The organism is Azonexus sp. GW821-FHT04F04 (assembly GCF_059420025.1).
This window is the reverse complement of record NZ_JBWKSX010000001.1, coordinates 671,506-692,270: the sequence shown is the minus strand read 5'-3', so window position 1 is coordinate 692,270 and position 20,765 is coordinate 671,506. Positions and strand designations below refer to the sequence as shown.

The 20,765-nt window shown below is 62.0% G+C and carries 21 protein-coding genes; 14 read left to right on the top strand and 7 right to left on the bottom strand.

Going from position 1 to position 20,765, the window contains the following annotated elements:
- Window positions 1-162: 162 nt before the first annotated feature.
- Window positions 163-1,050, bottom strand: a complete 888-nt coding sequence (locus tag AC07TV_RS03355; protein WP_494646984.1) for a YihY/virulence factor BrkB family protein — start codon at window positions 1,048-1,050, stop codon at window positions 163-165.
- Window positions 1,051-1,320: 270 nt separating this feature from the next.
- Here AC07TV_RS03355 and AC07TV_RS03350 point away from each other — a divergent pair, with 270 nt between their 5' ends.
- Window positions 1,321-2,067: a PEP-CTERM sorting domain-containing protein gene (locus AC07TV_RS03350; RefSeq protein ID WP_494646983.1), complete on the top strand. Its 747-nt coding sequence runs from the start codon at window positions 1,321-1,323 to the stop codon at window positions 2,065-2,067.
- Between the two features lie 262 nt (window positions 2,068-2,329).
- Window positions 2,330-2,944 (top strand): trimeric intracellular cation channel family protein, encoded by a 615-nt coding sequence (locus AC07TV_RS03345; protein ID WP_494646982.1) that lies wholly within the window; start codon window positions 2,330-2,332, stop codon window positions 2,942-2,944.
- Window positions 2,945-3,002: 58 nt separating this feature from the next.
- Here AC07TV_RS03345 and AC07TV_RS03340 read toward each other — a convergent pair whose 3' ends face one another.
- The 5 genes from AC07TV_RS03340 to AC07TV_RS03320 form a co-directional block, all read right to left on the bottom strand.
- Window positions 3,003-3,530 carry a DUF2242 domain-containing protein gene (locus AC07TV_RS03340; protein WP_310493918.1) on the bottom strand — a complete coding sequence of 176 codons (528 nt, stop codon included), beginning with the start codon at window positions 3,528-3,530 and terminating at the stop codon, window positions 3,003-3,005.
- A gap of 119 nt (window positions 3,531-3,649) precedes the next feature.
- A complete protein-coding gene (locus AC07TV_RS03335) occupies window positions 3,650-4,888 on the bottom strand; it encodes a hypothetical protein (RefSeq protein ID WP_494646981.1) in 1,239 nt (412 codons plus the stop codon).
- Between the two features lie 11 nt (window positions 4,889-4,899).
- Entirely contained in the window at window positions 4,900-5,661 is a 762-nt protein-coding gene (locus AC07TV_RS03330) for a hypothetical protein (RefSeq protein WP_494646980.1), read from the bottom strand.
- A 41-nt stretch (window positions 5,662-5,702) separates the two neighbouring features.
- Complete coding sequence (locus AC07TV_RS03325) at window positions 5,703-6,254, bottom strand: hypothetical protein (protein WP_494646979.1); 552 nt, start codon at window positions 6,252-6,254, stop codon at window positions 5,703-5,705.
- Complete coding sequence (locus AC07TV_RS03320; RefSeq protein ID WP_226497087.1) at window positions 6,251-6,529, bottom strand: DnaJ domain-containing protein; 279 nt, start codon at window positions 6,527-6,529, stop codon at window positions 6,251-6,253. Before AC07TV_RS03320 ends, AC07TV_RS03325 begins: the two co-directional genes overlap by 4 nt.
- A 263-nt stretch (window positions 6,530-6,792) precedes the next feature.
- Between AC07TV_RS03320 and AC07TV_RS03315 the strand changes: the two genes are divergently transcribed.
- The 6 genes from AC07TV_RS03315 to AC07TV_RS03290 all read left to right on the top strand — a co-directional run bounded on the left by AC07TV_RS03315 (window position 6,793) and on the right by AC07TV_RS03290 (window position 14,700).
- Window positions 6,793-8,172, top strand: coding sequence for a ribulose-bisphosphate carboxylase (locus AC07TV_RS03315; protein WP_494646978.1), 1,380 nt, complete (start codon window positions 6,793-6,795; stop codon window positions 8,170-8,172).
- A 57-nt stretch (window positions 8,173-8,229) separates the two neighbouring features.
- Window positions 8,230-9,033 (top strand): CbbQ/NirQ/NorQ/GpvN family protein, encoded by an 804-nt coding sequence (locus AC07TV_RS03310; RefSeq protein WP_494646977.1) that lies wholly within the window; start codon window positions 8,230-8,232, stop codon window positions 9,031-9,033.
- Window positions 9,034-9,039: 6 nt separating this feature from the next.
- A complete protein-coding gene (locus AC07TV_RS03305) occupies window positions 9,040-11,337 on the top strand; it encodes a nitric oxide reductase activation protein NorD (protein ID WP_494646976.1) in 2,298 nt (765 codons plus the stop codon).
- A 70-nt stretch (window positions 11,338-11,407) separates the two neighbouring features.
- Window positions 11,408-12,358: a LysR family transcriptional regulator gene (locus tag AC07TV_RS03300; RefSeq protein WP_494646975.1), complete on the top strand. Its 951-nt coding sequence runs from the start codon at window positions 11,408-11,410 to the stop codon at window positions 12,356-12,358.
- Window positions 12,359-12,391: 33 nt separating this feature from the next.
- On the top strand, window positions 12,392-13,729 hold the full coding sequence (locus tag AC07TV_RS03295) for a DUF3422 family protein (RefSeq protein ID WP_494646974.1): 1,338 nt from the start codon (window positions 12,392-12,394) through the stop codon (window positions 13,727-13,729).
- A 38-nt stretch (window positions 13,730-13,767) separates the two neighbouring features.
- Entirely contained in the window at window positions 13,768-14,700 is a 933-nt protein-coding gene (locus AC07TV_RS03290) for a phosphoribosylaminoimidazolesuccinocarboxamide synthase (RefSeq protein ID WP_494646973.1), read from the top strand.
- Window positions 14,701-14,868: 168 nt separating this feature from the next.
- Here the strand turns inward: AC07TV_RS03290 and AC07TV_RS03285 are convergent, their stop codons facing one another.
- Entirely contained in the window at window positions 14,869-15,462 is a 594-nt protein-coding gene (locus AC07TV_RS03285; protein ID WP_494646972.1) for a hypothetical protein, read from the bottom strand.
- A 151-nt stretch (window positions 15,463-15,613) separates the two neighbouring features.
- On the opposite strand from AC07TV_RS03285, the gene AC07TV_RS03280 reads away from it, so the two are divergent.
- The 6 genes from AC07TV_RS03280 (at window position 15,614) to AC07TV_RS03255 (ending at window position 20,704) form a co-directional block, all read left to right on the top strand.
- Window positions 15,614-16,387: a DUF2189 domain-containing protein gene (locus tag AC07TV_RS03280; RefSeq protein ID WP_494646971.1), complete on the top strand. Its 774-nt coding sequence runs from the start codon at window positions 15,614-15,616 to the stop codon at window positions 16,385-16,387.
- A gap of 63 nt (window positions 16,388-16,450) precedes the next feature.
- Entirely contained in the window at window positions 16,451-18,505 is a 2,055-nt protein-coding gene (locus tag AC07TV_RS03275) for a M3 family metallopeptidase (RefSeq protein WP_494646970.1), read from the top strand.
- Between the two features lie 20 nt (window positions 18,506-18,525).
- Entirely contained in the window at window positions 18,526-19,005 is a 480-nt protein-coding gene (locus AC07TV_RS03270) for a glutaredoxin family protein (protein WP_494646969.1), read from the top strand.
- A complete protein-coding gene (gene xth / locus AC07TV_RS03265) occupies window positions 19,002-19,769 on the top strand; it encodes an exodeoxyribonuclease III (protein ID WP_494646968.1) in 768 nt (255 codons plus the stop codon). Before AC07TV_RS03270 ends, xth begins: the two co-directional genes overlap by 4 nt.
- A 2-nt stretch (window positions 19,770-19,771) precedes the next feature.
- Window positions 19,772-20,440, top strand: coding sequence for a Crp/Fnr family transcriptional regulator (locus AC07TV_RS03260; RefSeq protein ID WP_494646967.1), 669 nt, complete (start codon window positions 19,772-19,774; stop codon window positions 20,438-20,440).
- A 72-nt stretch (window positions 20,441-20,512) separates the two neighbouring features.
- Window positions 20,513-20,704 (top strand): YgaP family membrane protein, encoded by a 192-nt coding sequence (locus AC07TV_RS03255; RefSeq protein ID WP_494646966.1) that lies wholly within the window; start codon window positions 20,513-20,515, stop codon window positions 20,702-20,704.
- The last annotated feature ends 61 nt before the right edge of the window (window positions 20,705-20,765 follow it).

Below are 20,765 nucleotides of genomic sequence, written 5' to 3'. Positions count from 1 at the left end.
AGGATGCATTGTGCCTAACGAGCGGTAGTCGACAACCCGGACAGTATGAATATTTGGCCAATATTGCAAATGGCACTTAAACACACAGCTTTTGGGTGATGCCTGAGCCGGTTGGCAGGATTTCAGTTTTGCCCATTATTCCCGGTTGACCGTGGGAACTGCTCAGCTGGTGGCACCAGCATCGCCCAGCCGGCTTTCGAGCTGCTCGTACTCCGAAATCACCTGAGCACCGAGGAGCAGCAAAGTCGCCGCCAGTTCGATGCTGAACAGGACGACGACGGCGGTGGTCAGCGAGCCGTAGACGACGCTGGCGCTCGACAGGGTGGCGAAGTACCAGACGAGCACGTGGCGGACGATTTCCCAGATCACGGTGATGACCGCCGCGCCGAGCAGTGCGTGGCGGATGCGCGTGCGGCCGCCGGGCAGGACGACGTAGAAAAGGGTCAGGATGAGGATTTCACCAGCCAGCCCCATGCCGTAGAAAGCCGGACCGGAGAGTCGGCGCAGTGACCATTCGGCGCCAAACAGGGTGATGCTTTCCTGCGACAGGGTCTGGATGGTGACCGACAGCACGGTAATGCCGAACAGGGCGACGCCGGCGACCAGGAGCAGGCTGTAGGGAAGCAGCGCGGCGACCAGGGCGTGGCGTTTTTCCGTGATGTGGCGGTGGGCAAAAATTTGCGCCATGGCTTTTTGCAGGATGGAAAAGGTCAGCGAGCTGAAGAACACCAGGGTGCCGAGCAGGACGACGCCGATCGACACGCCGTGGCCGATGAAGCCCGAGACATCGGCGAGCACGGCGGCCGACTGGCTGGGCACCAGCCATTCGAGGTAACGCTGCAGGGTGGCGAGCAGTTCGGCCTGATCGACCCAGTGCGACAGGCCGAGGACGAGCAGGATGATCATCGGCAGCAGCGAGAGCAGCGCGTAGTAGGCCACCGCGCCAGCCAGCAACAATCCCTGGTTTTTGCTGAAGTTGCGCAGCACGGCGAGGGTGAAGTCGAGGGGATGGAAGATCAGTTGCTGATCGGTTTTGGAGATGATGGACATGGGCGCTTGAGGGAGATGCGGAGAGTGCCTTCGACTGATGACAGCTAGTTATAACCTGAGCGGATGGCGCTGACTGTAACAATTTTCGATTTGCCGGCGGTTGGCCTCCCGCCGGTCAAAACCTCGGTCCGTTCACTTTCTCCTTGAAAAAACCCCTGCCGTTACTGGTAGCCCCCTCAATATCTTCTTGCCATCCGTGAAATTCGCCACGGCCATCCCGCTCGCCTGCACGCAAAATCAGCTCTCTAAAAATACTCAGGGGAACCAATAATGGCTTTCAATAAAGTAGCGCTGGCAGCATTTATCTGCATGGGAATATCTGCGGGGGGTGCTCAAGCATCGGTGGTTCTGGCGGGAAATGCCACATCCAACATTGCAACATCACTCAATGCGCTTGGCGTCACCTTCACCAACATTGGCACAACCATGCCAACCAGCCTCGGTGCGGGGACAACCCTAATCCTTTCCTACGACGGGGGCTACGGTCCCTACCAGAATTACACCAGCGCACTGAATACCGGCGCGGACGTCATTGTATTCGGCGGCTCCTGCGATGGCGGCGGCTGGTCATCATGGACGGGGCTGTACATCAACAACTCTGGCGGTTGCTGGCATACCGACGGGGCTAACGGCTCATGGAATACCGTAGCGAACAATGCGGCCACGCAGTTCCTGCCCTCGTACTACAACCCAATCAACAACAGTCTCACTTACCATGTCGAGCACCTGTTTGCGACTCCGGATACGGTGCTTCTGGGGGCTAATAGCGAGGGCAATGCCATTGCTGCATTCCGAACCTACGCCAATGGTGGCTCCTTCAATTACCTGGCAATGGATCCGGGTCCTTATGGAACCGCTGAAGACATTAACAATTTCACTGTTAAATACCTTCAAGGAGCCATGCTGGCTGCGCAAAACGGTTTGAGCAACCAAGTGCCCGAACCCGGCAGCCTTGCCCTTATGGGCCTTGGCCTGATCGGCCTGATGGGATATCGCCGCAAGAACAAACCAAACTGACCGGACACAACTCGGTTGGCAAGAGGGGGCTTCGGCTCCCTTTTTTATTTATGAGCGGCAAATCACGAGCCTGCAATCTGCTTGAAGCGCTCGTCACTTTTGGAATCCCGGGCCGTTCTTGGCGAAGATTGCCAATGGGTGATGCGCGCCATCCCTAGTCTGAGGGCACGAGAAGGGATGCTCAAATCCGGAGATATCCCGTAACAGGCATCAGGCAGCGCAAACCGCTACACTTCGCGCTCCCGGCTCATTTCAATCAATCATGGAAAACCTGCTTTACTGGATCGGCCTTGCCGCCGTCGCGGTCAGCGCGCTGACCGGCGTGCTCGACGCCGGGCGCAAGCGCATGGATCTGGTTGGCGTCGCCATGGTTGGCATGGCGACGGCGCTCGGTGGCGGCACGGTGCGCGACGTGCTGCTCGACCGGCCGGTGTTCTGGATCAGCGACCAGACTTACCTGCTCGTCGCTTTCGGCACCACGGTGCTCGTTTTCTTCGTGGTGCGCGGGCTGAAGTTGCCGCAACGCCTGTTCCTGATTCCCGATGCCATCGGGCTGGCGCTGTTTGCCATTACCGGCACCCAGGTTGCGCTCGATCTCAACGCGCCCTGGCTGGTCGCCAGCCTGCTCGGCGTGACGACGGGCGTCGTCGGTGGCGTGCTGCGCGACGTGTTGTGCAACGAAGTGCCGCTTATCTTCGTGCCGGGTGAACCCTATGCCTCGGCCGCCTGGGCCGGGGCGCTAACGCTGATCGGACTGCAGGCTCTTGGCGTGTCGCCGGTCATCGCTGCCTGGAGCGGCATGGCGGTGGTGCTCGCCCTGCGTTTGATCGGCGTCGTCTTCGCCATCCGCCTGCCGACTTATTCGGAGCGGGAATAGGCGGGGGACGGCGATCTGGCTCCTCCCCCTTAAAAGGGGAGGGAGTTGAAGCGGGCCGCTAACTGTCGAGCGACTTGATCAGATCGAAAAGCCGCTGGTAAAAATCGTGAGCGATCACGGTTTCTTCGCCGACCTTGACCAGGGTGTCCTTGTCGATGGCCCACGGCAGGGAGACCGAGCCGAGTGCTGAAACGCTGACGCCGGCGCTGCTGCCCTTCGATTTCATCTCGTACTGGGTTTCCAGGGCGCTGGCGTAGATGACTGCGCCGAGGCTGCTTGGCAGGCAGACTAGGGTGATGCTGAGCCGGTTGGCCTCGTCGGGCCGCGGCCGGAAAAATTTCTCGCCGCGAACGCTTTGCGGTTTTTCTTCGTCGATCTGATAGCCCTGGCTGAGCAGGGCGCGCTTGCCGATTTCGCAGGCGGCTTCGGCGTCCCGGCTGCTGTAGTACTGGAACGGGGTCTCGCTGGAGAAGGCTTCGGACTGGTAGGAACGTGGCGCTTTCGTGGCCAGGCAGGCGCTCAGGCTCAGGCTGGCGAGGATGGCCAGCGAGAGGGAACGGCACAGCGAGAGCAACGGCGATTTCATGGCTGCTTATTTTAAGGAATTTGTGAGTCAGCCGTATGGCAAGTGCGATGGGGATGGTTTGGCATTTGCCAAGCCATTTCATTTTTGGCCGTTTTTTCGGGTTGACCGTGGCAACCTCCCTAACGGCCGCCCTTCCAGTTCGCCACGCAGTTCTGGCGGAAATACTGCAAGGCGCGATCCATGTGGCTGTCCGGCATTTGCGGGTCGTTGTCGGCGAGATGGATTTCGGCGTCCGGCTGCAAATCCTGCGTCCACATCAGCTTGAGGTCTTCGCGCTGCTCGAACGGGGCGTGTTCTTCGATAAAGGCGAGCACGGCCTTGCTGTCAAAACCCTGGGTGCGGAAGGCGGCGATGATGCTCTTCGCGTCCTTGAGCAGGGCGGCGGCCTTCGGCTGGTGGCCGGTGGCGACGCTGAGGAAAATGGTGGCCAGCACGGCCGGATCGTCGGCGTTGCCCTTGGTGATCCGCACCCACTCCTTGGCGACCAGACGGTCGTAGGCAACGACGTCTTCTTCCGGCAGGTCGCGGACAAAAAAGGCACCCTGGGCTTCGGCGTGGAGGATTTCGTCGGGCGACTTTTCCGGCGACTTGAGGCGCGGCAGGGCGTCATCGATGAAGCCCTGCATGGCCTGCCGGGTCATTTCCTGGAAGGCCGTCGGCGCCTCGCGCAGGAAGGCATCGACGATAGCCGGCTTGTGCTTGAAAGTCTTCTTGCGCAGCGCCTCGATGAGATTGACGAACTCGCGCTTCGACGGCATTTCCAGCGTTTTGGCGCCGACGTAAAGAAGCAGCATGGCCGAGCGGATGACTTCCTCGGCGCTGTAATCTTCGCACTCTTCCGGCCGGGTGTTCAGTTGCCGGGCCAGCCAGCGGGCGAAGTCGATGCGCATCTGGTTGGCCTGGCACTGCGCGACCTGCGCCCGATAGCTGGCGACGCTGAGCGGGAAGGCGAAGCTGCGCTCGTTGACGAAGATTTTCTGCCCTTGCGCGTCCACTTTGCGCGCGTGCAGGCTGGTTTCGCCGGGCATCGCGTGCAGGCGCTTGAGCATTTCCGAGCCGCCGCGCGAATGGGAGAGCAGCGTGTTGTCGCGCAAGGACATGGCGGCGGCTCGCAGGTCGCCGTTCGAGAAGTCTTCGAGATAGAGGCTGATCAGGTTGGCCATGCGCGTCACGGCACTTTCGAGATCGGTACGCAGGTAGGCGGTGCCGAAATGGTCGGCAATCTGGACGATGCCCTTGGGCGCATCGGCTTCGATGCGGGCCATCGTTTCGCGCGTCAGGACGCCATGCTCAAGCCCGAAGCGGACGGCTTTCTCGAAAAATGGGCGGTCATCGACGACCGCAACGGAGTTGTTCATTGCCGCCATCCTTAGAGCGCCGATTCCTCGTCATCGACCGCCGCGGCCGGGGCCGATTTCGGCTTGCTGTCCTCGGCTTCGCCTTCCTCCAGCATTTCGACGCGGTGCTGCAGGCGGTCGCGCAGGGTGATGACGATCTGCTCGAAAATATCCGACAGTTCGTAGCGCAGCACCCAGGCGGTTTCCTGCCAGTCGTGGTCGGCGATTTGCGAACGCGGCACCTTGGGGCGCGAGCCGGCGATGGAATTGCCTTCGTGCAGGGCTTCGTCGATCTCTTCGATCTTTTCGTTGAGCCACGAGATCGACTTCGATTCATGCGCATGCTCGGCGTCGAAGTCTTCCGAGAAGACGCCGGACATGGCGAAGGCGAGCAGTTCGTCGTCGCGCTCGGCGAAATAATTGGCCAGCACTTCGTAGCCGCCTTCGATCTCGCCGATCGCCTCGAGGTACTCGGCCGCCATCTCTTCGTCGCGGTAGAGCACGGCGTTCATCATGCCGTGCAGGGCGGCGTGGGTCTGGTCGCGGTAGCGCGTTTCAAGAATGACGGCGCGGGCGAACTGCTCGGGTGTGACGAGCATATTGACGACCGACTGCTTGGAGCCGTCGAAGCCGCGCATGACGGCCAGCAAATCCTTCGGCGCGATATCGTTCATGACCTCGACCAGGGCGTCGTCGCCCTCGCTGTCGGCGATGTTGGCCAGCGCCGTTTCGGCGCCCTTGAGGTCGCCGGCCAGGATCAGCTGGGATGTCTTGAGTACAACGGGATGCGTCATGTCTTGCCTTATCAAATAGATCGAATTTTGCGGCCTGAGGATCAGGACTTGAGCGAATCGAAGCCCTGCTCGCCCAGCCAGTCGTCGCCAGCTTCGGCCAGGTCGCGCTCGCCATCATCATCTTCGCGCCCGTCATCGTCGTCGCTGCGCTCGCGGTCTTCATCCTCGTCATCTTCGGCCGCAGCCGGCGGTGCGCTGTGATCGAATTTGCGGATGAACTCCAGACTGACAGCCGTCACCATGAACTCCTCACCGGCCCGTTCGGCCAGCACGGCGGCGAGATACGGTGCGGCCCAATCGGCCACCGTGACGAGCGGGGAAACATGATCCCAGGCGGGGAAGTCGCCGTCATCCGGCTCGCAGTCGACCACCGCTGCCATCGCTTTCGGATTGGCAAAGGAAAACGCGTCGTAGAACACCGGCACGACCATCTCCGGGGCGAATTCGATCATCGGCAGGATGGACGCCAGTTCCTGACGCTTTTCCTTGAGCCGGGCCTTGAGCGCCAACTTGCCCTCCGAGTCGTTGAGCAGGTCCTGGATTTCGGCGTCGTAGGACGATGACAGTTCGGCAAAGTAATAAGATTTTTTCACTGCTGCATTTTTCCTAAATGGCTGGACCAGATTTCGCGCGCTACGGCCAGGGGGTCATCGATCAGGCTGGAGCGTCGCGTCTCGTCATAAACCTTGCGGCGATCGACATCCGCCAGCACCTCGTAAGCCTCCTGCACCTCGCGGAACTTGGCGGCCGCATCGGGCGCCGGGTTGCGGTCAGGGTGAAACTGTGCCGCCTTCTTGCGGTAGGCCGTCTTGATCAGCTCGGTGGTCGCATCGGGCGAGACGCCAAGCAATCCGTAATAGTCTTTCATAGTCCCTTTGTCAGTGGTCAGGCCGGCACGTTCGCGCCCTGGTCAGCCCGCCATTTTACGCCACTCAGCCCGTGGCCCCGCTTTCCCTTCATCTGCCACGGTCAACGCCGATTTTTGCCTGAAAACCGATTTGCCGATGCCACACCAAAAGATCACAAATAGCTTAAGTGTCCAATAAAAACACGTGACTATTATTTATCAATAGCCACGCCTAGCATTCAGTCCATAGTTTTTCCCCGACGAACAATCAAGGAGACAAGACGATGGACCAGTCAAACCGCTACGCCGACCTCAGCCTCAGGGAAGAAGACCTGATCGCCGGCGGCCGCCACATCCTGGTGGCCTACAAGATGAAACCGAAGGCTGGCCACGGCTATCTCGAAGCGGCAGCCCACTTCGCCGCCGAGTCATCGACCGGCACCAACGTCGAGGTGTGCACCACCGACGAATTCACCAAGGGCGTCGATGCGCTGGTCTATCAGATCGACGAGGCGACCGAGGAAATGCGCATCGCCTATCCGATCGATCTCTTCGACCGCAACATCACCGACGGCCGCATGATGCTGGTTTCCTTCCTGACCCTGACCATCGGCAACAATCAGGGCATGGGCGACATCGAGCACGCCAAGATGTACGACTTCTACATGCCGCGCCGGGCCATTGAACTGTTCGACGGCCCGGCCAAGGACATTTCCGACATGTGGCGCATCCTCGGCCGGCCGATCAAGGATGGCGGCTACATTGCCGGCACCATCATCAAGCCGAAGCTCGGCCTGCGTCCAGAACCCTTCGCCCACGCCGCCTACCAGTTCTGGCTCGGTGGCGACTTCATCAAGAACGACGAGCCACAGGGCAACCAGGTTTTCGCGCCGATGAAGAAGGTCATGCCCCTGGTCTATGACGCGATGAAGCGCGCCATGGACGAAACCGGCGAGGCCAAGATATTCTCGGCCAACATCACCGCCGACGATCATTACGAAATGGTCGCTCGCGGCGAATACGTCCTCGAAACCTTCGGGCCGGACGCCGACAAGGTGGCCTTCCTGGTCGACGGCTACGTCGGCGGTCCGGGCATGATCACCACCGCCCGCCGCCAGTTCCCCGGCCAGTATCTGCACTACCACCGCGCCGGCCATGGCGCCGTCACCTCGCCCTCGGCCAAGCGCGGCTACACCGCCTACGTGCTGGCCAAGATGTCGCGCCTGCAAGGCGCTTCCGGCATCCACGTCGGCACCATGGGCTACGGCAAGATGGAAGGCGACAAGGACGACCGCGCCATCGCCTACATCATCGAGCGCGACAGCTACACCGGCCCGGCCTACCACCAGGAGTGGTACGGCATGAAGCCTACGACGCCGATCATTTCCGGCGGCATGAACGCCCTGCGCCTGCCCGGCTTCTTCGAGAACCTCGGCCACGGCAACGTCATCAACACCGCCGGTGGCGGCGCCTACGGCCACATCGACAGCCCGGCCGCCGGCGCCAAGTCGCTGCGTCAGGCCTACGAATGCTGGAAGGCCAAGGCCGACCCGATCGAATGGGCCAAGGAGCATCCGGAATTTGCCCGTGCCTTCGTTTCCTTCCCCAAGGATGCCGACCAGATCTACCCGGGCTGGCGCGAAAAACTCGGCGTGCATAAGTAATTGCCCCGGCCAACCCCGCTGCGGCGGGGTTTTTCATCTCAGCCAACGAGAACGAACATGAACCAAGCCGACGCCTACAAGCTGCACCGCGAACCCTTCTACCAGCCGCAGGGCAACGAAGTGGCGCTCTATGCCGCCGCCTACGCCGCCCGCCTGCCGGTCATGCTCAAGGGGCCGACCGGCTGCGGCAAATCGCGGCTGGTCGAATACATGGCCTGGCGGCTCGGCAAGCCCCTGATCAGCGTCGCCTGCAACGAAGACATGACGGCCGCCGACCTGGTCGGCCGCTTCCTGCTCGACGCCAACGGCACGCGCTGGCAGGACGGCCCGCTAACGGTGGCAGCCCGCATCGGCGCCATCTGCTACCTCGACGAAATCGTCGAGGCGCGGCAGGACACGCTGGTCGTCATCCACCCGCTGACCGACCACCGCCGCACCCTGCCGCTCGACAAGAAGGGCGAACTGGTCGAGGCCCACCCCGACTTCCAGCTGGTCATTTCCTACAACCCCGGCTACCAGAGCCTGATGAAGGATCTCAAGCAATCGACCAAGCAGCGTTTCACCGCCTTCCAGTTCGATTACCCGCCGGCCGACCTTGAAGCGACCATCGTCGCCAGCGAAGCCACGGTCAACCCGGAAATTGCCCAAAAATTGATATTGGTTGCCCAGGCTGGCCGGCGCCTGAAAGGCCACGGTCTGGATGAAGGCATCTCGACCCGCCTGATCGTCTACGCCGCCCAGCTGATCAATCAGGGCGTCGCCCCCGCCGATGCCTGCAAGATGGCCATGGTCCGCCCGATCACCGATGACGCCGACGTGATCGCCACACTCGATCACGCCATCGCCGCCATTTTCGGCTAGCCGGCGATGGCCGTTCCCGGCATCCGCAGCGTCGCCGATGCCCGGCAACGCCTGATGGCCAACCCGGAATCGCAGGCGGCGTGGGCCGTCCTCGATTCCGGCTTCGCTGCCGCCGCCGATGTTTTTGACGAATGCTGGCTGGCGGCCAAACGCGTCATCGCCGCCGACGAGTTGCCGGCCTTTCTCGAAGCGGCCCGGGTCATCGGCAAACTCGGGCGCGGCGCCGAACCCCTGCTCGCCTTTCTCGAACACTGGCCGCGCGTCGTCGACGCCACGCGCCTGCCCCAATCGGCCACGCTGCCAGCCGTCATGGCCGCCATCCGCTGCCTGCAGAAATCGCCCAACGGCCCGGCCGTCACGCCGCTGCTGCAAACGCTGGGCGCCGTTGCCGAACGCCTGCGCACGGCCGAGGCCCTGCAGCATTACCTGACGCTGAGCCTCGATCTGGCCACCCGCACCTCGGGCTCCATCCACGGCCACCACGTCACCGAACCCAGCCCGTCGCTGCCGGTCTTTTTCGGCCAGGCCCCGCGTCTGCTCGGCGTTGTTTCGCTGGCCGGCCTGAAGCGCTGGATCGATGACGGCATCCGCCTGAACGGCGACCACCCGGACAAGCAGCGCGCCTATTTCAGCCTCGAATCGCCGGAAAGCCGCGCCATCCTGCAACGGGAACGCGAAGGCACGCTGTTCGCCGATGTCGAACGCCAGCTGGCGCTGACCCTGCAGGCACTGTGGCAGGACGACAGCGCCCTGGTTCCCTGCCCGACCATTTTCAGCGAGCGGCCGGTCCTGCCCTACCTCGCCGCCGACGGCCTGCGCCTGCCCGATGCGCTGGCCGACAAAGGCGATCATTCGGGCCTGGCCCGCTATCGCGCCATGCTCGCCCACCTGGCCGGCCATCGCTGCTGGAGCATGCCGCTGATCGCCGACAACTGGAGCCCGATGCAACGCATGGCCGTTGAAACACTGGAAGATGCGCGCATCGACGCCCTGATCATGCGCCGCTTCCCGGGGCTGGCACCGCTGCTCCTCGCCCTGCACCCGCAGCCGGCCGAAAACGCCTGCGACCCGGCACGCGAGAACTGTCTGCGCCATCGCCTGATCTGCCTGTCCCGCGCCTGCCTCGATGCCGCCCACGGCTATCAAAACCCGCTGCTCGTCGAATTCGCCGGCCGCTTCCGCGCCCTGCTCGCCGAGGGCACGGCCTCGACCCGTGCCATGGCCGATCTGGCCCTGAGCTATGTCACGCGCAGCCGGCAGGCCAGCGACCAGTTCGCCAAGGTGCATTTCGCCGACACCGAAGTCGATTACCGCGACGACAACCGCCACTTGTGGACCTTCATCGAGGCCGGCGACGAGGAGGAAAGTTTTTCGCCGCCGCCAGCCCAGGCCAGCGACGAAGCCAGCGGCCTGCCGCCGCGCTACTACCCGGAGTGGGACGACATCACCGGCGACTTCCGGCCGGACTGGTGCGCTGTTTATGAAGCCCTGCACCCGGCCGGCAATCCGGCCGACATTGACCGCCTGCTGGAAAAACATGCCGTCCTCGCCCGCCAGCTCAAGCGCCTGCTTGATCTGCTCAAGCCACAGGACCGCGTCCGCCTGCGTTTTCAGGAGGACGGCAGCGAGCTTGATCTCGATGTTGCGGTCCGCGCCCTGGTCGACCTCAAAAGCGGCCATCAGCCGGAATCGCGCATCAATGTCAGCCACCGTACCAATGGCCGCGACATCAGCGTGCTGCTGCTGATCGACCTGTCGCAGTCGCTCAACGCGACGCTGCCCGGCAGTACGCAAAGCATCCTCGACACCGCCCGTGAAGCCGTCGCCCTGCTCGCCTGGGCCATAGCCCAACTGGGCGACGCCTGCGCCATTGCCGGCTTTCATTCCAACACCCGGCACGAGGTGCGCTATCACCACATCAAGGGCTTTTCCGAACCCTGGGACGATGCCGTCAAGGGACGGCTGGCTGCCGTCGAAGCCGGCTGGTCCACGCGCATGGGCGCCGCCATGCGCCACGCCGGCCACCTGCTGTCGGCGCGGCGCAGCGAAAAACGCATCCTCCTCATCCTGACCGACGGCGAACCGGCCGACATTGATGTCAGCGAACCGCAGCACCTCATCGCCGATGGCAAAAAGGCCGTCGAATCGCTGTCGACCGCAGGCATCAGCACCTTCTGCCTGAGCCTGGACCCGCAGGCTGACACCTATGTCGGCGAGATCTTCGGCCAGCGCTGGCGCGTGCTCGACCAGATCGAACGCCTGCCGGAAACCCTGCCCATGGTTTACCTGAACCTGACGCGCTGATTGACGCCCGGAAAATGCCCCCCTACATTAAGGAATCCATGAACCTTTCTCTCGCACCATTCAGCCACCAATGAACTTCGTTCGCACCCTGACCCTGCGCCAGCTGCAGATTTTCGTCGTCGCCGCGCGCCACCTGAGCTACGCCCGCGCCGCCGAGGAGCTGCACCTGACGCCGCCGGCCGTCTCGATGCAGCTCAAGCAGCTCGAAGACAACGTCGGCCTGCCTCTGTTCGAGCGCATGGGCCGCGGCGTCGCCCTGACCGATGCCGGCGACCTGCTGGTCCATCACGCCCTGCGCGTGCTCGGCGAAATCAAGGATGCCGAAGCCAACCTGCAGGGCCTGCTCGGCGGCGAAACCGGACAGCTGTCGGTGGGGCTGGTCAGCACCGCCAAGTATTTCATGCCCCGCCTGCTCGCCCAGTTTTCGCAGGCGCATCCCGGTATCGAGGTCCAGTTCTCGGTCGGCAATCGCGAAAGCCTGCTGCAAAAGCTGCAGGACAATGCCATCGACCTCGCCGTGATGGGTCGCATCCCGCTCGAAATCGACGCCCACGCCGAACCGATGGCCAGCCACCCCTACGTGCTGATCGGCCCCTCCGACCACCCGCTGCGTGACGCCCGCCGCTTCGATTTGCAGGAGCTGCGCCACGACACCTTCCTGCTCCGCGAGGAAGGCTCCGGTTCGCGCCGCGTCGCCGAGGAAATGTTCAAAAATCACCTGTTCACGCCGGCCAAGACGATCAGCATGGGCAGCAACGAGACGATCAAGCAGGCGGTGATGGCCGGCATGGGCATTGCGCTCATTTCGCTGCACACCCTGCCGCTCGAATTGAAGACGTCCGAAGTCAGCGTTTTCGACGTCATCGGCACGCCGATCGAGCGCACCTGGTACGTCGTGCACATGAACAGCAAGCGCCTTTTGCCAGCCGGCCAGCGTTTCCGCGAATTCCTGCTGGAACAGGCGGCGCCGGGTCTGGAAAAGGAATTCGGACGCTATCTCACGGCCCGCACCGCATCCTGAAGTCCATACGCTACAATCTGCTGCACCGCAACAATGACGCCACCGACCTCGATCATGCACCCACGTCTGATGCTTTCCGAACTGCAGGAGCACCCGCTCCGCCAGCGCCTCAACAATGAGTTCCACGCCCGGCCGCCCGTGCCGCTGGTCGGCGCAATGCTCGTCTCGCATCTGGTCTTCAAGCACAGCACCGAAAAGGCGCCAGCCGCCCGCGACAATCTCGCCAAGCTCTGCCAGGGACACGTCTGCAATTCGATCGACAGTTCCGATTCGCACATGATGATCGACACCGGCGCCTTCCGCATGCGCTGGGAGCTGCACACCGAATTTTCCAGCTACACCTTCTTCCGGCCACTGGCCACCGGCGAGGAGTTGCACCCGGACGTCACCGCCTTCGACGCGGTGCATCCCGAGTGGATCGCCGGCATCCCCGGCAAGCTCATCGTCGCCACCCATGTCGAGCTGCGGTCGACCGACGAAATCAGCCCGGAATCGGTGCTCGCCAGCCTGACGCCGAACGGCCGGACGATGGTCGCCGCCCGGGTCGCCGACGACACCGCCTGGATCTTCACCGACTTCAAGATCGACAACGGCTTCTCGCGCTTTCTTGTCCTCAATGACGGCATGACCCAGCGCCAGACCGGCCGCACCGTGCAGCGTCTGGTCGAGATCGAAACCTATCGCCTGATGTCCCTGCTCGGCCTGCCGGTCGCCAAGGAAGTCGGCCGCTGGCTGTACGACGGCGAAAAGAAACTGGCCGAACTGATGGACAGCATCGGCCAGGCCAAGTCGCCGACCGATGAGCGCGAAGTACTCGGCACGCTGTCGGCACTGGCCGCCGATGTCGAACATTCGGTGGCCCGCACCACCTTCCGCTTCGGCGCCTCGCGCGCCTATCACGGGCTGGTCATGCAGCGCATCGAGGAACTGCGCGAAACGCGCATTTCCGGCCTGCCGACCTTCTTCGAATTCATGCAGCGCCGCCTGCTGCCGGCGATGAACACCTGCGAAGCAATCAGCCGCCGGCAGGAAGAACTCTCGGCCCGCGTTGCCCGCAACAGCCAGCTGCTGCGCACCCGCGTCGATATCGAATTGGAACGGCAGAACCAGGAACTACTCGGCCAGATGAACCAGCGCGCGAAGTTGCAACTTCGCCTGCAGGAAACGGTCGAAGGCCTCTCCGTCGTCGTCCTCACCTATTACGGCTCGCAGCTTGTGCAGTATCTGGCCAAGGGCACGAAGGAGCTGCATCACCTGAACACCGACGTCATCACCGCGATTTCGATCCCGGTGATCGCCGGACTGGTGTTCTGGGGCACCCGCCAGATGCGCAAGAAACTTGCGGCCGAAGCCGGTGAAACGCCGCATTAATTTATAATCCTTCCCTTTTCGCCTTCAGGAAATCTGCCGTGACCACTCCGCTCTTCCAGTCCTCCATCACCAGCCTGCCCCTGCTCAACAAGGGCAAGGTTCGCGACATCTATGCCGTCGACGCCGACAAGCTGCTGATCGTTACGACCGACCGCCTCTCCGCCTTCGACGTCATCCTGCCGGACCCGATTCCGCGCAAGGGCGAAGTCCTGCAAGCCGTCGCCAACTTCTGGTTTGAAAAGCTCGGCCACATCGTTCCCAATCAGTTGACCGGCATCGATCCGGAAACCGTCGTCGCCGAAAACGAGCGCGAGCAGGTCCGTGGCCGCGCCGTCGTCGTCAAGCGCCTCAAGCCGCTGCCCATCGAAGCCGTCGTTCGCGGCTATGTCATCGGTTCGGGCTGGAAGGACTACCAGGAAACCGGCGCCATCTGCGGCATCGCCCTGCCGGCTGGCCTGAAAATGGCCCAGAAGCTGCCGTCGCCGATCTTCACACCGGCCACCAAGGCGGCAGTCGGCGATCATGACGAAAACGTCTCCTTCGCCGTCGCCCAGGCCAACTGCGCCGCCGACCTCGCCGAAGCGCTGGCCGGCACCGGCAAGAACGGCGCCCAACTGGCCGACGAAGCCCGCATCGCCTCCATCCGCCTCTACGAAGAAGCCTGTGCCTACGCCAAAGGCCGCGGCATCATCATCGCCGACACCAAGTTCGAATTCGGCATCGACGCCGCCGGCACCCTGCACCTCATCGACGAAGCGCTGACCCCGGACTCCTCGCGTTTCTGGCCGGCCGACCAGTACGAAGAAGGCAAGAACCCGCCCTCCTACGACAAGCAATTCGTCCGCGACTACCTCGAAACCCTCGACTGGGGCAAAGTCGCCCCCGGCCCCAAGCTGCCGGCCGACGTCATCGCCAAGACCAGCGCCAAGTACATCGAAGCTTACGAAAAGCTCACCGGCAAGACGCTGTAAGCGACCGTCGCTTCAAGAAAAACGCCCGCGCAATGCGGGCGTTTTTGTTTTGCGATTCAGGACCGGGAATAAAAAGCTGCGGGGGCGATGGTATCTTTTTAGAGGCTGGGTTATGCCCGAAGGCGACGTTCGGTGCCAAGAAAGGCAAATTCAACATTTATTGCTAAATTAGCCACAAACCTTGTGGTTTGGACCTACCTGCAAGTGCTTGTTTCTAACGCCTACGTAGTTATTTCTGATGCGTTTATCTTTCAAACTGACGAGCGCCGGCATTTCTTTGTGGCTTCCAAAAAGAAGGTTCGTTGTGCGCTGAGCAAATTGTTCGGGGAGCGGCTCTTCAATCCATCGACCGTCCTGATGCACGTATTTTGAATAAACCTCACAACCAGGCGAGATAGCCACTATCGAAAGGATGACAGGCTTGCCGGATGCCATGTCAAGAACCAGCGGTATTTCAGGCCAAGTTTCCGGAGATTTTTTTATCGAACGCCACTCGATTTCCTTTCCCGATTGATCTGGATTTACGAATCTAATGACATATTCCTTTGGCTTTGTGCCTGAACGGTTGCTTGCCCATTCGTCCCCTCCTCCCTCCGAAATCAGCTCTCTTTCGACAACCAGAATCCGACCATCCTGTAACTGAACCTCCTCTTTCCAATTTTCAGAACATGCGCTAACACATAGCCCAATAATCACGATGCCCATGTATTTTGTTGAATTGGTCATTAACTGGCTAAGAGATTTTTTTCTGTCGTCCGACATGTGCGAAATCCTAAAAATAACCTTGATATTGAACGCAGCAATCATATCGCATAACGATTGACCGCTCCTGGCTGATCCCGGACCAGCCTTCAACTGAACCCCGCCCCTTCCCCCCGGTCAAACGTCCGTGATCCTGACAGAGGAGGCTGCCATGAACCCGCTTTCCGATTTTCATGTCCAAGGGGTGCCCTTACCCCATATCCGGCGCATTGCCGCTGATCGCCCCTTGCACTGGCTGCGCGCTGGCTGGCAGGACGTCAAGGCCAACCCGTTGCCTTCGCTGGCTTATGGCCTGCTCTTCGCGCTTGGTGGCGACCTGATCATCCTCGCCCTGCTCCAGAGCCCGCATCTGCTCTCGGTTTCCATCTCCGGCTTTTTCCTCGTCGCGCCGCTGCTGGCGGCCGGACTTTACGAATTGAGCCGGCGCACGGAAGCCGGCGAGAAAATCCTGTTCATCGACTCGCTCAAATGTTTCCGGCGCAATGGTCAGTCGCTGGCCTTTTTCGGGCTGATCCTGGCCCTCATCATGCTGGTGTGGGAACGTTTTTCCGCCGTTGCCTTCGCCCTGATCGACGCCACCTCGGCGCCGATGGCCAGCGCCTACCTCAACGAAATCCTCTTCGACGGCCAACACCTGGCGTTCACCGCCACCTGGTTCCTGCTCGGCGGCGTATTGGCGCTTTTCGTCTATGCGTTGAGCGTCGTTGCGGTACCGTTCATGCTCGACCGCGACGCCGATGTAGCCACGGCCATGATGACCAGCCTGCGCGCCTTCATGCACAATGCTGCCCCCCTGCTACTGTGGGCGGCCATGCTCGTCGGCCTGACCCTGCTCGGGTTCGCTACCCTGCTCTTCGGCCTGGTCCTGATCATGCCGATTCTCGGCCATGCCTCGTGGCATGCCTACCGCGAGCTTGTAGAATAGGAGGTCTGCCCCCAGATTCAACGGGCGGCCTGACCGCCCGTTTTTCTTGCCTGGAATATAAAAATGACGACCGCCAATCCCCTTCTCGATTTCTCCGATCTCCCCCGTTTCGACACCGTTCAGCCCGAACATGTCAAACCGGCCATCGAATCGCTCTTGGCCGAAGGCCGTGCGCTGATCGAGCGCCTGACCGCCGACACCACCCCGGCCACCTGGAAAGACTTCGCCGGCGCCCTGTCCGATGGCCTGGAGCCGTTCGGTCGCGCCTGGGGCATCGTCGGCCACCTGCATTCGGTCAATGACATTCCGGCCTGGCGTGAGGCTTACAACGAGATGCTGCCGGAAGTCTCGCGCTTCTACGCCGAGCTTGGCCAGAACCTCAAGCTCTTCGAGAAATACAAGGCACTACGCGACAGCGCCGAGTACGCCACGCTGAGCGTCGAACAGAAGAAGGTCGTCAACAACGAAGTGCGCGATTTCCGCCTGTCCGGCGCCGAATTGCCGGATGACCAGAAGCCGCGCTTCCAGGCCATCATGGAAGAGCTGTCGCAGCTTTCCGCCAAGTTCGCCGAAAACCTGCTCGACGCGACCAACGCCTTTTCGGAAGTCGTCACCGATGAAGCCCTGCTCGCCGGCCTGCCCGACGACGCCAAGGAAGCCGCCAAGACTGCCGCCGAAAAAGCTGGCGTCGAAGGCTGGCGTTTCAGCCTGCAAGCCCCGTCCTACGGCCCGGTCATGCAGTACGCCGACAACCGCGAGCTGCGCGCCCGCATGTACCGCGCCTACGCGACGCGCGCCGCCGAATTCCATGATGGGTCGAGCAAGCCGGAATGGGACAACACGCCGATTATCCAGCGCATGCTGGAACTGCGCGTCGAAGACGCCAAAATGCTCGGTTTCAACAACTTCGCCGAAGTGTCGCTGGCCCCGAAAATGGCCGATACGCCGGCCCAGGTGCTGGCCTTCCTGCGCGAACTGGCGGCCAAGGCCAAGCCGTTTGCCGAAAAGGACATCGCCGAACTGCGCGCCTTCGCCAAGGACGAACTCGGCCTGGCCGACTTCCAGCCCTGGGATGCCGCCTACGTTTCCGAAAAGCTGCTGCAGGCCCGCTACGCCTTCTCCGAGCAGGAAGTGAAGCAGTATTTCACCGAGCCCAAGGTGCTCGGCGGCCTGTTCAAGGTCATCGAGAGCCTGTTCAACGTCAAGGTCAAGCCGGATACGGCACCGGTCTGGCATGAGGACGTCCGTTTCTACCGCCTGGAAACACCGGCCGGCGATCTGGTCGGCCAGTTCTACCTCGACCTCTACGCCCGCGAAACCAAGCGTGGCGGCGCCTGGATGGACGAAGCCCGCTCGCGCCGTCGGGTGCTCAACGGCATCCAGAAGCCGATTGCCTACCTGAATTGCAATTTCTCGCGCCCGGTCGGCGGCAAACCGGCGACTTTCACGCACGACGACGTCACGACGCTGTTCCACGAAACCGGCCACGGCCTGCACCACCTGCTGACGCGCGGCGAAGAACTCGGCGTTTCCGGCATTCACGGCGTCGAATGGGATGCCGTCGAACTGCCCTCGCAGTTCATGGAAAACTACTGCTGGGAATGGGAAGTGGTCGAGGGGATGACCGCGCACGTCGATACCGGCGCCACCTTGCCGCGCGAACTATTCGACAAGATGCTGGCCGCCAAGAATTTCCAGAGCGGCATGATGGCCGTGCGCCAGATCGAGTTCTCGCTGTTCGACATGCTGATCCATTCCGATTTTGACCCAAAATCCGGGTTGACCGTGATGGACGTGCTCAACGACGTGCGCAAGGAAGTCGCCGTGCTGACGCCGCCCGAATGGCACCGTTTCCCGAACAGCTTCTCGCACATTTTCGGCGGCGGTTACGGCGCCGGCTATTTCAGCTACAAATGGGCCGAAGTGCTGTCGGCCGACGCCTACGCGGCCTTCGAAGAGGCTGGCGATCCGTTCGATGCCACCGTTGGCAAACGCTTCCTCGACGAGATCCTGTCGGTCGGCGGTTCGCGCCCGGCCATCGAGTCGTTCAAGGCTTTCCGTGGTCGGGAACCGAGCGTCGATGCACTGCTTCGTCATAGCGGTATGATTGCGGCTTAAGCGTTTCAGGGAGAAAAACCATGCGTTATCTGCTTCCCTTATGCCTGGCACTGGCCGCAGCGGGCGTCCAGGCCGATACCTATCGGTGGACCGACTCGACCGGCCATACCGTCATTTCGGACACGCCCCCGCCTGGTAGCGCAAAGGCCGTCGCCAAGCTCGGCGGCAAGCCGGAAGCCAGCGATGGCCTGTCCTTTGCCACAAAGCGGGCGATGGAGTCGTTTCCGGTCACCCTCTACACCTCCGCGGACTGCGTCGCCGAGTGCAAGAACGCGCGTGACCTGCTGACCGGGCGCGGCACGCCTTTCACCGAAAAAATGCTGCAGAAGCCGGAAGATTTTGCAGAACTGAAGCAACTGGTCGGCGACGTTTTCATTCCGTCGATCAAGGTCGGCAAACAGAACTTCCGCGGCTTTGAAGCAGGCGCCTACAACAACCTGCTCGACCTCGCCGGCTACCCGAAGAGCGCAGCCAAGACAACGAGCGGCGAGAGCAAGTGAAGATCGCCAGCTGGAACGTAAACTCGCTCAAGGTTCGCCTGCCCCATCTGCTCGACTGGCTGGCCGCGGCCAAGCCTGATGCGCTGTGCCTGCAGGAGTTGAAGCTCGAAGACCACAATTTCCCGCGCGCCGAAATCGAGGCGGCCGGTTATCAGGTCGCCTTCTCCGGCCAGAAAACCTATAACGGTGTCGCCCTGCTCGCCCGCGAACCGATTGCCGATGTCGTTTGTGGCAACCCGCATTTTCCGGATGAACAGAAGCGCCTGATCAGCGGCACGGTCGGTGATACCCGGGTCATCTGCGCCTACATGCCGAACGGTCAGGAAGTCGGCTGCGACAAGTACGACTACAAGCTGCGCTGGCTTGACGGGCTGGCTGTCTGGATCGGCGAGGAAATGGCCAAGTATCCGAAACTCGCGCTGTGCGGCGACTACAACATCGCGCCGGACGACCGCGACGTGCACGACCCGAAACGCTGGGCCGACTGCATTCTCGTTTCGCCGCCCGAACGCGCCGCCTTCCAGCGCCTGATCAGCCTCGGCCTGAGCGACAGTTTCCGGCTCTTCGAGCAGCCGGAAAAGACCTTTTCGTGGTGGGATTACCGGATGCTCGGTTTCCAGAAAAACCAGGGCCTGCGCATCGACCATGTCCTGCTCTCGAAACCGCTGGCCGAAAGTTGCACGGCGGCCGGCATCGACCGCGCCCCGCGCAAGCTGGAGCGACCATCGGATCACGCCCCGGTGTGGGCGGAAATAGGCGGTTGAACATGATTTCCACGGTCAACCGGGAAAAAGTGCTGAATTTGTATCCGGCGCTGAGCGGCCTGCCGGCCGACCGGCTCGCCGCCCTGCTCCCGCCACAGGCCATCATGCAGCTGCCGGCCGGCACCCAGGTTTTTGCCGAACACCAGCCCTGCCAGGGTTTCCCGCTACTGCTCGAAGGCAGCATCAAGGTCATCAAACTGGCGGCCAGCGGCCGCGAGTTGATGCTCTACCGCGTCGCGCCCGGCGGCTCATGCATCATTTCATCGAGCTGCCTGCTCGGCCACACCGACTACAACGCCCGCGGCATCGCCGAAACGCCACTCACCCTGCTCGCCCTGCCGGTCGGCGCCTTCGCCGCGCTGATGGTCGAACATCCGCCCTTCCGCGATTTCGTCTTTCACCTGTTCGCCGACCGCATCGGCGAACTGATGCAACTGGTTGAGGAAGTCGCCTTCGCCCGCCTCGATCAGCGGCTGGCCAAACTGATCCTGGCCCGCAACGAAACCGTGCTCGGCGTCACTCACCAGCAACTGGCCGACGAACTGGGCAGCGTCCGCGAAATCGTCAGCCGCCTGCTCAAGGGTTTTGCCGCGCAGGGCCTGGTCACGCTAGGCCGCGAACAGCTGACGGTAACCGACCGCACCGGTCTGCAAAAACTCGCTGCTGTGTGACCGAGGTTACATACGCTGCCCGGCCGGAACGTTACATTGGCGGCGTACACCTAACTTAACGGAGAACACACCATGGCTGCAAATGTTGGCGGTATCGACAAAATCCTTCGCATCGTTGCTGGCGCCGGCCTGATCGGCGCGACTGCTGCCGGCCTGCTGCCGGTCTGGGGCTACATCGGCATCGTGCCGCTGGCCACCGGCCTGATGGGCTGGTGCCCGGCCTACACGCTGCTCGGCATCAAGACCTGCTCGACGCAGAAGTAACCCGCTTTCCAGTTCGCAAAAAAACCCGCTTCGGCGGGTTTTTTCATGGGCTGGAACATTT

What these genes read in the sequence shown, in the direction of transcription:
- AC07TV_RS03355 (WP_494646984.1), bottom strand. Translation starts at nt 1,050, where the DNA reads ATGTCCATCATCTCCAAAACCGATCAGCAACTGATCTTCCATCCCCTC.
- AC07TV_RS03350 (WP_494646983.1), top strand. Translation starts at nt 1,321, where the DNA reads ATGGCTTTCAATAAAGTAGCGCTGGCAGCATTTATCTGCATGGGAATA.
- AC07TV_RS03345 (WP_494646982.1), top strand. Translation starts at nt 2,330, where the DNA reads ATGGAAAACCTGCTTTACTGGATCGGCCTTGCCGCCGTCGCGGTCAGC.
- AC07TV_RS03340 (WP_310493918.1), bottom strand. Translation starts at nt 3,530, where the DNA reads ATGAAATCGCCGTTGCTCTCGCTGTGCCGTTCCCTCTCGCTGGCCATC.
- AC07TV_RS03335 (WP_494646981.1), bottom strand. Translation starts at nt 4,888, where the DNA reads ATGAACAACTCCGTTGCGGTCGTCGATGACCGCCCATTTTTCGAGAAA.
- AC07TV_RS03330 (WP_494646980.1), bottom strand. Translation starts at nt 5,661, where the DNA reads ATGACGCATCCCGTTGTACTCAAGACATCCCAGCTGATCCTGGCCGGC.
- AC07TV_RS03320 (WP_226497087.1), bottom strand. Translation starts at nt 6,529, where the DNA reads ATGAAAGACTATTACGGATTGCTTGGCGTCTCGCCCGATGCGACCACC.
- AC07TV_RS03315 (WP_494646978.1), top strand. Translation starts at nt 6,793, where the DNA reads ATGGACCAGTCAAACCGCTACGCCGACCTCAGCCTCAGGGAAGAAGAC.
- AC07TV_RS03310 (WP_494646977.1), top strand. Translation starts at nt 8,230, where the DNA reads ATGAACCAAGCCGACGCCTACAAGCTGCACCGCGAACCCTTCTACCAG.
- AC07TV_RS03305 (WP_494646976.1), top strand. Translation starts at nt 9,040, where the DNA reads ATGGCCGTTCCCGGCATCCGCAGCGTCGCCGATGCCCGGCAACGCCTG.
- AC07TV_RS03300 (WP_494646975.1), top strand. Translation starts at nt 11,408, where the DNA reads ATGAACTTCGTTCGCACCCTGACCCTGCGCCAGCTGCAGATTTTCGTC.
- AC07TV_RS03295 (WP_494646974.1), top strand. Translation starts at nt 12,392, where the DNA reads ATGACGCCACCGACCTCGATCATGCACCCACGTCTGATGCTTTCCGAA.
- AC07TV_RS03285 (WP_494646972.1), bottom strand. Translation starts at nt 15,462, where the DNA reads ATGTCGGACGACAGAAAAAAATCTCTTAGCCAGTTAATGACCAATTCA.
- AC07TV_RS03280 (WP_494646971.1), top strand. Translation starts at nt 15,614, where the DNA reads ATGAACCCGCTTTCCGATTTTCATGTCCAAGGGGTGCCCTTACCCCAT.
- AC07TV_RS03275 (WP_494646970.1), top strand. Translation starts at nt 16,451, where the DNA reads ATGACGACCGCCAATCCCCTTCTCGATTTCTCCGATCTCCCCCGTTTC.
- AC07TV_RS03270 (WP_494646969.1), top strand. Translation starts at nt 18,526, where the DNA reads ATGCGTTATCTGCTTCCCTTATGCCTGGCACTGGCCGCAGCGGGCGTC.
- AC07TV_RS03260 (WP_494646967.1), top strand. Translation starts at nt 19,772, where the DNA reads ATGATTTCCACGGTCAACCGGGAAAAAGTGCTGAATTTGTATCCGGCG.
- AC07TV_RS03255 (WP_494646966.1), top strand. Translation starts at nt 20,513, where the DNA reads ATGGCTGCAAATGTTGGCGGTATCGACAAAATCCTTCGCATCGTTGCT.